13 protein-coding genes are annotated in these 13,517 nt (G+C 71.3%); 4 read left to right on the top strand and 9 right to left on the bottom strand.

Annotated elements, in window-relative coordinates:
• Positions 1 to 52: 52 nt before the first annotated feature.
• Both ACGFW6_RS36260 and ACGFW6_RS36255 read left to right on the top strand, forming a co-directional pair.
• Positions 53 to 877, top strand: coding sequence for a YceI family protein (locus ACGFW6_RS36260; protein WP_393519905.1), 825 nt, complete (start codon positions 53 to 55; stop codon positions 875 to 877).
• Positions 878 to 927: 50 nt separating this feature from the next.
• Positions 928 to 1,398, top strand: a complete 471-nt coding sequence (locus tag ACGFW6_RS36255) for a PPOX class F420-dependent oxidoreductase (protein ID WP_393519902.1) — start codon at positions 928 to 930, stop codon at positions 1,396 to 1,398.
• Between the two features lie 90 nt (positions 1,399 to 1,488).
• Here ACGFW6_RS36255 and ACGFW6_RS36250 read toward each other — a convergent pair whose 3' ends face one another.
• The 8 genes from ACGFW6_RS36250 to ACGFW6_RS36215 form a co-directional block, all read right to left on the bottom strand.
• Positions 1,489 to 2,265, bottom strand: a complete 777-nt coding sequence (locus ACGFW6_RS36250) for a TetR/AcrR family transcriptional regulator (protein ID WP_393519899.1) — start codon at positions 2,263 to 2,265, stop codon at positions 1,489 to 1,491.
• A gap of 120 nt (positions 2,266 to 2,385) precedes the next feature.
• Positions 2,386 to 3,891 (bottom strand): MFS transporter, encoded by a 1,506-nt coding sequence (locus ACGFW6_RS36245; RefSeq protein WP_393519896.1) that lies wholly within the window; start codon positions 3,889 to 3,891, stop codon positions 2,386 to 2,388.
• 92 nt (positions 3,892 to 3,983) lie between these two features.
• Positions 3,984 to 6,164: an ArnT family glycosyltransferase gene (locus tag ACGFW6_RS36240; RefSeq protein WP_393519893.1), complete on the bottom strand. Its 2,181-nt coding sequence runs from the start codon at positions 6,162 to 6,164 to the stop codon at positions 3,984 to 3,986.
• The gene (locus ACGFW6_RS36235; RefSeq protein WP_393519890.1) at positions 6,161 to 7,630 is read right to left on the bottom strand and encodes a glycosyltransferase; all 1,470 of its coding nucleotides are present in this window, start codon (positions 7,628 to 7,630) and stop codon (positions 6,161 to 6,163) included. Before ACGFW6_RS36235 ends, ACGFW6_RS36240 begins: the two co-directional genes overlap by 4 nt.
• Positions 7,631 to 7,644: 14 nt before the next feature.
• Positions 7,645 to 9,336: an ATP-binding protein gene (locus tag ACGFW6_RS36230; RefSeq protein WP_393519888.1), complete on the bottom strand. Its 1,692-nt coding sequence runs from the start codon at positions 9,334 to 9,336 to the stop codon at positions 7,645 to 7,647.
• The gene (locus tag ACGFW6_RS36225) at positions 9,333 to 10,073 is read right to left on the bottom strand and encodes a response regulator transcription factor (RefSeq protein ID WP_393519885.1); all 741 of its coding nucleotides are present in this window, start codon (positions 10,071 to 10,073) and stop codon (positions 9,333 to 9,335) included. Before ACGFW6_RS36225 ends, ACGFW6_RS36230 begins: the two co-directional genes overlap by 4 nt.
• A 130-nt stretch (positions 10,074 to 10,203) precedes the next feature.
• Positions 10,204 to 11,082, bottom strand: a complete 879-nt coding sequence (locus tag ACGFW6_RS36220) for a DUF2797 domain-containing protein (RefSeq protein ID WP_393519882.1) — start codon at positions 11,080 to 11,082, stop codon at positions 10,204 to 10,206.
• A gap of 39 nt (positions 11,083 to 11,121) precedes the next feature.
• Positions 11,122 to 11,508 (bottom strand): HGxxPAAW family protein, encoded by a 387-nt coding sequence (locus ACGFW6_RS36215; RefSeq protein ID WP_393519879.1) that lies wholly within the window; start codon positions 11,506 to 11,508, stop codon positions 11,122 to 11,124.
• Between the two features lie 120 nt (positions 11,509 to 11,628).
• Here ACGFW6_RS36215 and ACGFW6_RS36210 point away from each other — a divergent pair, with 120 nt between their 5' ends.
• Positions 11,629 to 12,111: a MarR family winged helix-turn-helix transcriptional regulator gene (locus tag ACGFW6_RS36210; protein WP_393519877.1), complete on the top strand. Its 483-nt coding sequence runs from the start codon at positions 11,629 to 11,631 to the stop codon at positions 12,109 to 12,111.
• Positions 12,112 to 12,123: 12 nt separating this feature from the next.
• On the opposite strand, the gene ACGFW6_RS36205 is transcribed toward ACGFW6_RS36210, so the two are convergent.
• Positions 12,124 to 12,462, bottom strand: a complete 339-nt coding sequence (locus ACGFW6_RS36205) for a winged helix-turn-helix transcriptional regulator (RefSeq protein ID WP_393520133.1) — start codon at positions 12,460 to 12,462, stop codon at positions 12,124 to 12,126.
• Between the two features lie 206 nt (positions 12,463 to 12,668).
• On the opposite strand from ACGFW6_RS36205, the gene ACGFW6_RS36200 reads away from it, so the two are divergent.
• Positions 12,669 to 13,496, top strand: coding sequence for an NAD(P)H-binding protein (locus tag ACGFW6_RS36200; RefSeq protein ID WP_393519875.1), 828 nt, complete (start codon positions 12,669 to 12,671; stop codon positions 13,494 to 13,496).
• The last annotated feature ends 21 nt before the right edge of the window (positions 13,497 to 13,517 follow it).

The raw sequence follows: 13,517 nt of genomic DNA, 5'->3' as shown, positions 1-13,517 counted from the left end.
TGCGCCGTCGCCGCGGGCCGGTTCTTTTGAGACCTTCTGAGGAGTACGTGAGATGGGACTGACCGCGAGGATCCGTACCCGGGACGGGTGGGCCGTGTCGCACGCGGTCGTCACGGTGACGGACATGACCGGGACGCAGGTGCTGCGACTGGAGGCGGACGCGGAGGGGGCCGTACGGGACGCGAACCCGCTGGCTCCGGGCGCGTACACCGTCATCGTCACCGCGGTCGGCTACGCGCCCGCCGCCGCGAGCGCGATCGTCACCGCGAGCGGCCGCGCCGAGGTCGGCACGGTGACCCTGGCCCGGCAGGGCGGCACGGAGCTGCCGCCGCCGGGACCGTGGACCGTGGACCCGGCACACTCCAGCGTGGCCGCCGTCGCCCAGCACCTGGGCATCTCCAGCGTGCACGGCCGGTTCACGCGGTTCTCCGGCGCCATCGAGATCGCGCCGGACGACGTCACCAAGTCCCGTGTGGAGGCGGTCATCCCAGCCGACTCGATCGACACGGGCAACGGCATGCGGGACGGGCACCTGAAGTCGCCCGACTTCCTGGACGTCGAGAGGTACCCCGAGATCACCTTCCGGTCGACGGGCCTGACGGCCGCCGCGGGCACCGACCGCTGGACCGTCCACGGCGAGCTGACCATGCACGGTGTCGTACGGCCGGTCGACCTCGACCTGGCCTACCTCGGTACGGGCGCCGACCCGTGGGGCGGGACGCGGGCCGCGTTCCGCGCGACGACGGAACTGCACCGGGACGACTTCGCCATGAACTACAACCAGGTCGTGCAGGCGGGCATCGCCGCCATCGGCACGACGCTGAAGGTGGAGCTGGACATCCAGGCGGTACAGGGCGAGACACTGCCGCAAACGTGAGCACAGCAGGGTCAGGCTGAACGGGCCCGTCGGCCCCTAGGCTGCGTTCCATGGCACCGAACATCGCGACCAACACCCGCGTCTCGCTCGAAGAGTTGCTCGACTTCGTACGGCCCCGGCATCGCGCCGTCCTGCTGACCCGGCGGGCCGACGGCAGCCCGCAGGCCTCGCCGTTGACCTGCGGGGTCGACGACTCCGGGCGGATCGTGATGTCCACGTATCCGGAGCGGGCCAAGACGCGGAACGCCAAGCGGGATCAGCGGGTGAGCTTCCTCGTTCTCAGCGACGAGTGGAACGGGCCCTGGGTGCAGGTCGACGGGTCCGCGGAGGTCGTCGACGCGCCGGAGTCGGTGGAGCCGCTCGTCGAGTACTACCGGAACATCGCCGGGGAGCATCCGGACTGGGACGAGTACCGGGCGGCGATGGTGAAGCAGGGGAAGTCGATCATTCGGGTGACGCCGGAGAAGTGGGGTCCGGTGGCCACGGGTGGGTTTCCCGCGCGGCTGGTTGAGGGCGCCTAGGGGGTAGGCGGGTGTGGGTCGTCGTGCGGGTGCGGGTCCGTGGTGGCTGGTCGCGCAGTTCCCCGCGCCCCTAAAGGGCGCTCTCGCGCCCTAGGGGTGTCGCTCGCCGCCGGTCTTTTCGACCATCGCCTCGATGCCCGCCACCAAGAGGTCCAGGGCGAACTCGAAGTCTCGTTCCCACATTTCCTCGACCGTGTCGCCGCCCCGGGCCTCCATGAGTTCCGCGGAGTCCTGGACGATGTCGGCGGCCTCCGGGGAGCGGGTCACCGTGCTCATGGCGTGGTGGAAGTAGTCGTCCGGGGTCATGCCGAACGCCGTGCTGCGGGCGATGAAGTGGCCCTCGATCGTGCCGAAGCCGTACACGAACTGGAAGACCGCGGAGATGGCGGCGACCAGGCCGTGCGAGGGCAGGCCGGTCCTGCGGATGATCCGCTGGACGAGGCGGGAGAAGGCCAGGCTGTTCGGGCCGATGTTGACGTAGGTGCCGATCAGCGGCGACAGCCAGGGGTGCCGGACCAGCAGGCCGCGGTACTCCCGGGCCAGCGCGCGCAGTTGGTCGCGCCAGTCCTCGTCGGTCTCCGGGTCGGGCAGGGTGAGTTCGCCGAAGGCGGCGTCGAGGGCGAGTTCGAGGAGGTCGTCCTTGGTGTCGACGTACCAGTAGACGGACATCGCGGTCACGTTCAGCTCGGCCGCCAGGCGCCGCATGGAGAACTTGGCCAGCCCCTCGGCGTCCAGCAGCCGTACGGTCGCCTCGGTGATCCGGTCCCGGTCGAGCCCGGAGGGCTGACTCCCCCCGCGCCCACCTCGACGCTCCTTGCCCTCCAGCCAGACGCTGGTCCGCGCGGACTCCCGGGCTGCCCTGGCCATCGCGCACCTTCCTAGACATTCGAATCGCCGGTCGCTGGGAGCGCCCCGCAGGGGCGCGGGGAACTGCGCGACCAGCCACGACTGCCCCGCAGTCGCCCGACAACGGTATGCCCCGAGCTCTCAGGCGGAATCTCCCCTTTCAGCCCTCCGCAACAACGCACCCGCGACCAATCCCCCCAACAGCACAGCCGACGCCCCCACCAGCAGACTGGTCTCCAGCCCGGAGGAGAACGCGTCCAGGATCCGCCCCCTCTCGGCCTCGCCGTCCGCCATGGACAGCGCCGCCGGCAGCGACATCGCCGCCACCGGGATCAACGCCGTGAACCGCGAATTGAGCAGCGCCCCCAGCACGGCGACGCCCAGCCCGGTGCCGAACTCCGCCACCGTCCCGTTGATCCCGCCGCCGACTCCGGCCTTCTCCGGCGGAATCGCACTCATGATCGCGTGGGACATCGCCGGACTGGCCACCGCCGCACCCGCGCCGATGAGCACCAGCCCCAGCAGCGTCCCGGCGTAACCGCCGGAGGCCATCGTGGCGATGGAGGCCAGCCCCGCCGCCATCACCGCCATACCGAGCCCGATGGCGAGCGGGGTGCCCAGCCGGGCCGCCCACTTCGCCGCCACACCGGTGAAGTTCAGGGCCACGATCATCAGGGCGAGCGGGGCCGTCCGCAGCCCGGCCTCCAACGGCTCGTATCCGAGCACGAACTGCATGTGCTGGGTGAGCAGGAAGAGCGAGCCGCCCATGCCGAAGGTGATGAGGACACCGCCCGAGACCGCGCCCGTGAACTGCCGGTTCCGGAAAAAGTGCATGTCGATCATGGGGTACGGGATCCGGCTCTCCCAGTACGCGAAGGCGACCAGCACGACGACGGCCACCGTGGCCGTCAGCAGCACCCGGCCCGACGTCCAGCCGTGCTCCGGCCCGGAGATGATCGCGTACACCAAAGAGGCCATGCCGATCGTGGAGAGCACGGCGCCCAGCAGGTCGGGGCGGTCGCCCTGCGGGTTCTTCGACTCCGGGACGAGCACCACGACGGCGATCAGGGCGAGCACCGCGACCGGAATGTTGATCAGGAAGATCGCGCCCCACCAGAAGTGGTTCAGCATGAAGCCGCCGAGCAACGGACCGGCGGCGAAGCCCAGCGAGTTCACGGCGGCCCAGATGCCGATCGCCTTGGGCTGCTCCTCCGGAGTGAAGATCTGGATCGCCACCGCCAGGACGGTGGTCATCAGCAGCGCGCCGCCGACGCCCATCCCGGCCCGGGCCGCGATCAACTGGCCCGTGGAGTCGGCGAGGCCGGCCACGAGGGAGCCCACGCCGAACAGCGCCAGGCCAGCGGCCAGCATCTTCTTGCGGCCGTAGCGGTCGGCGGCGCTGCCGGCCGTGAGCAGCAGACCCGACTGCACCAGGGAGTAGGCGTTGATCATCCACTGGATGTCGGAGGTGGCGGCGCCCAGTTCGCGGGTGAGCGAGGGGATGGCCACGTTCAGGACGGTGTTGTCGAGGACCACGGTGAGCACCGCGAGGCAGAGGACACCGAGGATCAGCCAGCGCTGCGGGTGGCCGCCCGGGGTCTCGGGCTGCGGCTGGGCCGGGGCCTGTTCCTGGGAGGACGTCGTCATGTTATACAGCGTAGAGCAAGTCTTATACGGCGTACAACGGGGATACGGCAAAGGGCGGTGGCGCGGGCCACCGCCCCTTGTCGCGGGGACCGTCAGCTGTCGCTCTTGGGCTGCGTCAGGTCGTAGAAGGTGCTGCCGTCGACGGTCACCGAGTCGAAGTTGTCCTGGACCCAGGAGCTGATCTGCGAGGAGGTGCCGCTGCTGCTGCCGCCCATGCCGCCGCCGCTGCCGCTGGCGATGAAGTAGTGGATCTGGCCGTCCTCCACGTACTTCTTGAACTCCGCCAGCGTCGGGGACGGGTCGGTGCCGTTGAAGCCGCCGATCGCCATCACCGCCTCGCCGGTGGAGAGCTGGTAGCTCGCGGCGTTCTGGGCGCCGATCGCCGCGGCCGCCCAGGTGTAGGAGTCGGCGTTCTTCTCCAGCAGTTCCTTGGCCTCGTCGCTGACACTGGCGCCGTTGAGCAGACCGCCCACGCCGCCGCCCATGCCGCCCTCGCCACCGCCGGGCATGCCGCCCTGCTGATTCTGGCCCTGGCCCTGGGTGGTGCCGTTCTGCTGACCCGGCATGCCGCCGCCGAAGCCGCCGCCACCGGGGAAGCCGTTGCCGCCCTGCTGGTTCTGACCCTGCTGGTTCTGGCCCGGCATGCCGCCACCGCCGGGTCCGCCGCCCATGCCGCCTCCGCCACCGGGGCCGCCTCGGCCACCCGCGACGGTGGGTCCCGCGGTGACGATCGAGCCGGTGTGGCCCTCGTTCACCGTGGTCAGGGTGTACGCCGCCGGGCCGGCCAGCGCGGCCACCAGACCCAGGCCGACCACTCCCAGGGTGAGCCGGCGGCCGAGCCTGTTCGCGAAGATCAGGCCCAGCGCCGCCACGAGACCGCCGACCAGGACGATCCACTTCAGCCAGGGCAGGTAGTCGGAGGAGCGGTTGAGCAGGACGTAGCCCCAGACCGCGGTCGCCGTCATCGCACCCGCCAGGGTCAGCGACGCCCACGCCTTGTCGCGCTTCTCCCAGAGCAGCGCCGCGCCCATGCCGATCAGCGGGGCGATGTAGGGGGCGAGGGCGACGGTGTAGTACTCGTGGAAGATGCCCTGCATGTAGCTGAAGACCAGCATGGTCGTGACCAGCGCGCCGCCCCAGACCAGGAACGAACCGCGCGTCACCGACGTACGGCGAGCCCTGCCCATCGCCACCAGGCCCGCGATCAGCAGGATCAGCGCGGCCGGGATCAGCCAGGAGATCTGGCCGCCGATACTGGCGCCGAACATCCGGTCCCAGCCGGTCTCGCCCCAGTTGCCGCCGCCGTTTCCGCCTCCCCCGCCACCGCCGACGCTGCCGGTCTCGTCGCCGTTGAGACGGCCCAGGCCGTTGTAGCCGAAGGTCAGTTCGAGGAAGGAGTTGTTCTGCGAGCCGCCGATGTACGGGCGGGACGAGGCGGGCCACAGTTCGACGATCGCCACCCACCAGCCGCCGGAGACGACGATCGCCACCAGCCCCGCGGCGAGCTGGCCGATCCGCTTCCGCACCGGCACCGGGGCGCAGACCGCGTACACGATCGCGAGCGGCGGCAGGATCAGGAAGGCCTGGAGGGTCTTGGCGAGGAAGGCGAAGCCGATCGCGGCTCCGGCCCACACCAGCCACCTCGTACGGCCGTCCTCCAGCGCCCGGATGACGAAGTAGCAGGCCACGGCCATCAGCAGGGCCAGCATCGCGTCCGGGTTGTTGAACCGGAACATCAGCGCCGCGACCGGGGTGAGCGCGAGGACCGCGCCCGAGATCAGGCCGGCCGCGGGGCTGAACCGGCGGCGCACGGCCGCGTACACCACGGCCACCGTGCCGACGCCCATCAGGACCTCGGGCAGCAGGATCGCCCAGGAGTGCAGGCCGAAGAGGCGGACCGACAGGGCCATCGGCCACAGCGAGGCCGGTGGCTTGTCGACGGTGATGGCGTTCGCCGCGTCCAGCGAACCGAAGAAGAACGCCTTCCAGGACTGGCTGCCGGCCTGGACGGCCGCCGAGTAGAAGGAGTTGGCGTAGCCGGAGGCGCTCAGGTTGTAGAGGTAGAGGAGCAGCGTGGCGAGCAGCAGACCGAGGAAGGCCGGGCGTGCCCAGCGGGGGTCCTCGGGGCGGCCGCGCCACAGCCGCCGTACGAAGGGCTGCTTGGGCTCGCCGGCGTCGGGGGCCGGGGCGGTCGACGGGGACGCCGGCGGCGGCCCCCAGGTGTCCGGGCTCGCGTCTCTGTCGTAGCCGGTCCGGTCGTAGTGGATGGTCATCGGTATTCCCTCGACTCGGTCTCGTGCGGGCGCACCGGCTGCAACCGCATGGTGGCGTCCGCGGCTTCACCGGCGCGGAACCGATCGGTGTCGTACGTGGGGTGGGGTGCGCCCGTCGGGCGCTGCGGGAGCGGGCCGTAAGGGCTCTGCCCGGCCATGGAGTAGGTCGGTGAGGACGGATCGGGGGCGGGGACGTGGGAGGCGACGACCGTCGAGTCGGTGTCGTCGCGACGGTCCGGGAACACCCACGCCCGGAAGAGCAGGAAGCGCAGGACCGTCGCCGCGAGGTTGGCGGCGATCAGGACCGCGAGTTCGGTGGAGTGCGCCGGGTCGCTGCCGGCCGCGTTCAGGGCGGCCAGCGAACCGCTGGTCAGGGCGAGGCCGATACCGAAGACCACCAGGCCCTGCGCCTGGTGCCGTACGACACCGCCACGGCCGCGCACCCCGAACGTGAGGCGCCGGTTGGCCGCCGTGTTGGCGATCGCGGAGACCAGCAGGGCGAGCGCGTTGGCGAACTGCGCACCGGCGAACTGCCGGAAGACGCTGTAGAGCAGGAGGTAGAAGAGGGTCGACAGACCGCCCACGACACAGAAGCCGACGAGCTGGCGGGCCAGCCCCTTCGGTACGTCCTTGATCTCGCGGTCCCGGGGGTCGTCGCCGAACGGCCGGGTGAGCCGGTCCAGCGGCAGCGAGCCGGTCGCCAGGGCCCTGCCCACCCGCCACACGCCCTTGAGGTCGTCGGTCGCCGTCCGCACGATGTGGACGGTGGAGTCCGGGTCGTCGACCCAGTCCACCGGCACCTCGTGGATCCGCAGGCCCGCGCGCTCGGCGAGCACCAGCATCTCGGTGTCGAAGAACCAGCCGGTGTCCTCCACCAGCGGCAGCAGCACCTGCGCGACATCGCGGCGGATCGCCTTGAAGCCGCACTGGGCGTCCGAGAAGCGGGCCTGGAGCGAGCCGCGCAGGATCAGGTTGTAACCGCGGCTGATGAACTCCCGCTTGGCGCCGCGCACCACGCGCGAGCTGCGGCTGAGCCGCGAGCCGATCGCCAGGTCGGAGTGACCGGAGATCAGCGGCGCCACCAGCGGCAGCAGAGCGTTGAGGTCGGTGGACAGGTCCACGTCCATGTAGGCGAGGATCGGGGCGTCCGAGGCGGACCAGACGGTCCGCAGCGCCCGGCCGCGGCCCTTCTGCTCCAGCCGGAACGCCCTGACCTCCGGGAGCTCCGCCTCCAGCCGCCGTGACACCAGGGGGGTGGTGTCCGTCGACGCGTTGTCCGCGATCGTGATGCGGAACGCGTACGGGAACGTGCGCTTGAGGTGGTCACGCAGTCTCAGCACACACGGCCGGAGGTCCTTCTCCTCGTTGTAGACGGGGATCACTACGTCCAGGACAGGCGTACCGGCGTCTCCGGCCGGGAGGTGCTCCCGCGCCGGCAGGGTGCCGGGAGAAGAGTCGGTTCGCATGGAACCGACTTTCGTCAGGCGCCCTGTTCCACCCATGTGGTGACGCTGTGCTGTGCCTGTGAGTGCTGTTGCCAGCTCATTTCGGGGCTCGGCGGCACGGGGAGCGCCGGCAGGTGCACCGTGAAGACGGTGCGTCCGGGCACGCTGTCTACGGTCACGGCACCACCGTGCGCGGTGGCCACGGCCTGCACGATGGCCAGGCCGAGGCCGGTGGAGCCGGTGGCGCGGGAGCGCGCGGAGTCGCCGCGCGCGAACCGTTCGAAGACGTGCGGCAGCAGATCCGGCGGGATGCCCTGGCCGTTGTCCTCGACGTCCACGCACAGCCACGGGCCCCGCCGTTGCACACGCGCTGTGACGGTCGTGCCGGCCGGGGTGTGGTTGCGGGCGTTGCCGAGGAGGTTGACGAGGACCTGTTGCAGCCGGGCCGCGTCCGCCGACACGAGCGCGGGCTCGTCGGGCAGGTCGAGGCGCCAGTTGTGGTCCATGCCGGCCACGCGGGCGTCGCTGACGGTGTCGACGACGAGCGGGATCAGGTCGGTCTGCTCGAACTGGAGCGGCCGTCCCGCGTCCAGCCTGGCGAGCAGCAGCAGATCCTCCACGAGCAGCGTCATCCGGCCCGCCTCGGACTCGATCCGGCCCAGCGCGTGTCTGGTGTCCGGCCCGACCTCTTCCCTGCCGCGTCTGGTCAGCTCGGCGTACCCGCGGATGGACGCGAGGGGAGTGCGCAGCTCATGGCTGGCGTCGGCCACGAACTGGCGTACCCGCATCTCGCTCTGCTGGCGGGAGTGCAGGGCGCCGTGCACGTGGTTCAGCATGCGGTTGAGCGCCGCGCCGACCTGACCGACCTCGGTGTGCGGATCGCACTCGGACTCGGGGACCCGCTCCTTGAGGTTGACCTCGCCGGTGTGGAGGGGGAGTTCGGAGACGCGGGTGGCGGTGGAGGCCACCCTGCGCAGCGGCCGGGTGGCGACGCCGACGAGGACCGAGCTGGCGATGCCGGCGGCGATCAGGCCGGCGCCCGTGACGCTCAGCTCGACGAGGACGAGGGTGTTGACGGTGCTGGTGACCGTCTCGGTGGGCAGGGCGACGTAGTACGCGGAGGAGCCGTCGACGTTCTTGACGTACTGCACGCGGTACTGGCCGAGGCCGGGAAGGGCCACCGTGTGCGGCTTGCCGTCCTGGGAGACCGAGTTGAGCGCGTTGATCTGGTCGTCGCTCAGCGCGACGGCCGACATGTCCTTGAAGTAGTCGCCCTCGTCCGACGATTCCTGCTCGGCGACGACCGCCCGGGAGATCGTGCGGTCGGGTCCGACCTGGGCCGCGACGGTCTTCGCCTGCGTCGGCCCCTTCGTGACGAACTCCTCGAGCCGGTCCTCCGACGAGGAACCGTTCGCCGAGGCCGCCGTGTTCGTGCCGTCCGCCTGCGGGTCCCCGACGCCCGGCTGACCGTTCCCGATCTTCCTCGGCGCGGAGATGCGCTTGCTCGCCTCGTCGACCTGCCCGTCCAGCTCCTGGTACAGATGCGAACGCAGCGCGAGCGTCGTCACCGTGCCGATCACCGCGCACACCACGGCGATCAGCACCACGGACGCGACGACGAGCCGCGTCCGCAGCGTGCGCGGCTGGCCCCTGCCCACTCTCGACTTCGCTCGAGCGAGGGGACCCCCACGTGTCTTCGGCGTACGCGGTCGTCGTCGTCCGCTCATGACACCGCGGGCTTGATCAGATAGCCGGCTCCCCGCCGGGTGTGGATCATCGGCTCCCGGCCGGCGTCGATCTTCCGGCGCAGATAGGAGATGTACAGCTCGACGACGTTGGCCTGCCCGCCGAAGTCGTAGGACCAGACCCGGTCGAGTATCTGTGCCTTGCTGAGCACGCGCCGCGGATTGCGCATGAGGAAGCGCAGCAGCTCGAACTCGGTGGCGGTGAGGTGGATGTTCGCCCCGGCCCGCGACACCTCGTGGCTGTCCTCGTCGAGCGTGAGGTCGCCCACGACGAGCACGGAGTCGGACCGCCGGTCGGCGGCACCCGAACGCCGGATGAGGCCGCGCAGCCGGGCGACGACCTCCTCCAGGCTGAACGGTTTGGTGACGTAGTCGTCCCCGCCCGCGGTGAGTCCGGCGATACGGTCCTCGACGGCGTCCTTCGCCGTCAGGAACAGCACGGGCACGTCCGGCAGCTCACGGCGCAGCCTCCCGAGGACGGTCAGCCCGTCCATGTCCGGAAGCATCATGTCCAGGACGACGGCGTCGGGCCGGAACTCACGCGCGGTCTGGACGGCACCCGTGCCGTCACCCGCGCTGCGGATCTGCCAGCCCTCGTAACGAAGGGCCATGGACAGCAGCTCGGTGATCGACAACTCGTCGTCCACCACAAGCACTCGGACGGGGCTCCCGTCCGGCCTCAGCAGTTCGGTGCGCCCCTGGGGCGAGGTCGTGGTCATAGCGGACACCTTGTCGGGGCCCTCTTAGAACACGCTTTCCGCAACCTGTGATTTCCCTGAGAAACGCACAGGAGGCTCTCAGGCAACCCCTGGGAAGATCTTGGCAGAGAGCGATTTCCCGTGCGGATCCTCAGAACAGCCCGTCCTGCACGCTCGCCTCCCGTTCCCTGAACTCCCGCACCGGCACGGTCAGTTCCCCGTCACCGCCCGTCGGCAGCAGCTCCCACCCCGTCATCAGCCGGGTGTCGACGACGACCACCCCGCCGCCCGTTTCGACGTGCAGATCCGGTCCGGCCGCCGCCACCAGCCGGCCGCTCACCACCCCGCCCGCGACGAGCTCGGTCACCTCACCGGCGGCGGGCGGGAGATCCATGAGCCCGAACACCGCGGTGTGATCGACCGGTCGGCAGGGTTCGCGGACGAGGGACTCCGGCCAGGCGTCCAGCGCGAGGGCCCGGGCGTGCAGGTCCTCGACCTCGGCCGCGCGCTCCGCCGCCGACGCCGGCAGCGCGGAACGCACCGCCCGCTTGTCGGCGTACGGAATCCGGTCCGGCACCCGCAGTGCCGCCCGCAGCAGCTCCTCCGTGCGCCGTGCCGCCATCAGCGGGCCGGCGCCCAGCCAGCTGAAGCAGACCGCGCCCTGCTCCAGCAGCCGCGCCGAGCCCCGTTCGAGGGCGGTGATGCCGACCTTGGTCATCCCGGGGCCGAACCAGGCCAGATAGACGTGGTACGGCCGCGGGTCGTCCGCGATCGTGTCGGCGGCCACCGAGTGCGCCCGGTCCAGCCGCGCACACTCCTCGCAGCGCGCCCCCGTGCCGCGCCCCGACACGGGCGCCCGCACCGGACATGTGTGCCCCCGTGCTCCCACGCATGTCCGCACGCCCCCGTCCGCGACCCCGAAGGCCACCCGTTTCCCCCAGGTCAGCGCCGAGCGCCGGCCCCCGTCCCATGCCAGCTCGGGGCCGTCGGCCGACCAGCGCAGCCCCTTGCATCTCCATGCCTGTGCCATCGCTCTTCGAGCCTAGGGGGTGCCACTGACAACGCCGGTTCAGCGACCGGCCGACCCGGCCTCGGCGACAGCGACGGCGGGCTCGGGCTCGGAGACCACGGCGAGCGCCTCGGGCGCCGCCGCGGCCGTACGCCGGCCGCGTCCCGCGAGCCGGCAGCCCCAGCAGTCCGGATGCCCGGCGCGCACGGTCAGGTCGCGCACCCCCATGGGCCACTGCCCGCGGGGCCGCGGACCCGAGGGCTTGCCCCAGCCGGACAGATGCAGGGCCCAGGTGACGAGGACGCTCCCCGCCAGGATCCCGAGCCCGCCCACGATCAGCGGGGCCGAGACCACGCATGTCCCCGCGCCCAGCACGGCGGAGCCGACGGTCGCGATGCCGGTTCCGGTCCATCCCGCGACCGTGTGCCCCTCGTCATACTGGCTCACGTGCCTGCCTCCCTCTCGTCAGGGCAGCGGAAATCATCCACGTCCGTGAGAGACCCAGAATCTCTCACGTCGTAAGAAGTTTAGACGCTAAATCTCTCACGAGCTAAGGTAATAAGGAAGATGCAAGCCAAGCCGCGTCCCACCGCCACCCCGGCCCAGGCGCTGGAGGCGATGGACTCGCTCATCGCCGCCCACCTGCTCGGCCAGCAGGAGATGGCCCAGCGGCTGGGGCTGAACATCACCGACCTGCTCTGCTTCGCCTGCGTCCTGAAGGCGGGCGAGAACCTGCTCACCGCGGGCGACCTCGCCGAACACGCCCACGTCACGACCGGCGCGATGACCGGCATCCTCAACCGGCTGGAGCGGGCCGGCTTCGTCACCCGCCGCCCCGACCCGTCCGACCGGCGCCGGGTGCGGGTGGCCGCCGTACCGTCCGCGGTCACCCGGGTCGAGGCGCTCTACGGCCCCTACTACGCCCGCCTGAGCGAGCTCTTCGCGAGCTACTCCGCCGACGAGATCTCCGTACTCACGGACTGGTTCACCCGGACGACCGGGCTCGCGCAGACCTACATCGACGAGATGCGCGAGCAGGACAAGAACTGAGTCCGGCCGGGGTCAGCCGGCCCGGCCCGCGCCCGGCACCCGGCGCTCCTCCCGCGCGTCGTAGGCCACCCGGGCCCGCTCGACCGCGTCCAGATGCACGGACCACTCCGACAGCGCGGCGAACAACGGCGCGAGGCTGCGCCCGAGTTCGCTGATCTCGTACTCGACGCGCGGTGGGACCTCGGCGTGATAGGTGCGCACGACCAGTCCGTCGCGCTCCAGCTGCCGTAGCCGCTGGGTCAGCACCTTCGGCGTGATCGTGCCGATACGGCGCTCCAGTTCGACGAAGCGCTGACGGCCGTACTCGTGGAGCGCCCACAGGATCGGCGTGGTCCAGCGGCTGAAGACGATGTCGACGACGGGTGCGACGGGACAGGCGCTCTCCGGATCGGTCCCCCGGCCGACGACCGGACCGACCCCGGCACCCCGCGGCCCCCGATCCTTTGTGTCCTCGGTCACAACTGCCCCCGTCCGCCAATACTTTCCTCTAGGTACCTACTACCCCCGCAACAGTAGCGTCGCCGTACGAGATCCGAACTCGGAGACGGAGATTGCTGATGATCGTGGTGACCGGAGCAACGGGCAATGTCGGGCGGCCACTTGTGCGGGCGCTCGTCGACTCGGGGGAGCGGGTGACGGCGGTGTCCCGCCGGATCTCCGCGGACGACGTACCGGCGGGGATCCGCCTCCACCGGGCCGACCTCACCGACCCCGAGCGCCTGAAACCCGCGCTCGACGGGGCGGAGGCCCTGTTCCTGCTGACCTCCGGCGCCTTCATGGCGGCCGGCGGTGACCTCGGGGCCGTCCTGGACGTCGTCCGGGGGTCGGGCGTGCGGCGGGTGGTCCTGCTGTCGTCCCAGGGCGTCGGCACGGGCGACCACCCACCGGTGCTGGAGGACGCCGTCAGGGCGTCCGGCCTGGAGTGGACGATGCTGCGGCCCGGCGCCTTCCACTCGAACGCCCTCCTATGGGCCGACCTGGTCCGCACCCGCCGAGAAGTCGCCGCCCCCTTCGGCGACACGGGGCTGCCCACCGTCGACCCGGCCGACATCGCGGAGGTCGCGGCGGCGGCCCTGCGCGCGCCCGGCCACGCCGGCGAGACGTACGACCTGACCGGCCCGGCACCCGTCTCACCCCGGCAGCAGACCGCCGCGATCGGGGCGGCCCTGGGGGAGCCGGTCGAATTCGTCGAACTGACCCGCGCCGAGGCCCGCGCTCGGATGCTGCACGCCATGCCCGAGCCGGTCGTCGAGAGCACCCTCGACATGCTGGGCGCACCACCGGCGGCACTGCGACAGGTCAGCCCGGCCGTCGCCCACGTCCTCGGCCGGCCACCGCGTTCGTTCGCGGACTGGGCGGAGCGTCATGCCGGAGCCTTCAAATAGCCGGGAGGGGCGGGAGGGGGG

Source organism: Streptomyces sp. Y7 (assembly GCF_043195415.1).
Taxonomy (GTDB): domain Bacteria; phylum Actinomycetota; class Actinomycetes; order Streptomycetales; family Streptomycetaceae; genus Streptomyces.
Note: the sequence above shows the minus strand (reverse complement) of the source record. Positions and strands in the feature narration are given on the sequence as shown.

Coding starts and splice junctions, on each gene's coding strand:
- ACGFW6_RS36235 (WP_393519890.1), bottom strand. CDS start 7,630: ATGCGAACCGACTCTTCTCCCGGCACCCTGCCGGCGCGGGAGCACCTC.
- ACGFW6_RS36225 (WP_393519885.1), bottom strand. CDS start 10,073: ATGACCACGACCTCGCCCCAGGGGCGCACCGAACTGCTGAGGCCGGAC.
- ACGFW6_RS36245 (WP_393519896.1), bottom strand. CDS start 3,891: ATGACGACGTCCTCCCAGGAACAGGCCCCGGCCCAGCCGCAGCCCGAG.
- ACGFW6_RS36240 (WP_393519893.1), bottom strand. CDS start 6,164: ATGACCATCCACTACGACCGGACCGGCTACGACAGAGACGCGAGCCCG.
- ACGFW6_RS36255 (WP_393519902.1), top strand. CDS start 928: ATGGCACCGAACATCGCGACCAACACCCGCGTCTCGCTCGAAGAGTTG.
- ACGFW6_RS36210 (WP_393519877.1), top strand. CDS start 11,629: ATGCAAGCCAAGCCGCGTCCCACCGCCACCCCGGCCCAGGCGCTGGAG.
- ACGFW6_RS36220 (WP_393519882.1), bottom strand. CDS start 11,082: ATGGCACAGGCATGGAGATGCAAGGGGCTGCGCTGGTCGGCCGACGGC.
- ACGFW6_RS36260 (WP_393519905.1), top strand. CDS start 53: ATGGGACTGACCGCGAGGATCCGTACCCGGGACGGGTGGGCCGTGTCG.
- ACGFW6_RS36200 (WP_393519875.1), top strand. CDS start 12,669: ATGATCGTGGTGACCGGAGCAACGGGCAATGTCGGGCGGCCACTTGTG.
- ACGFW6_RS36250 (WP_393519899.1), bottom strand. CDS start 2,265: ATGGCCAGGGCAGCCCGGGAGTCCGCGCGGACCAGCGTCTGGCTGGAG.
- ACGFW6_RS36230 (WP_393519888.1), bottom strand. CDS start 9,336: ATGAGCGGACGACGACGACCGCGTACGCCGAAGACACGTGGGGGTCCC.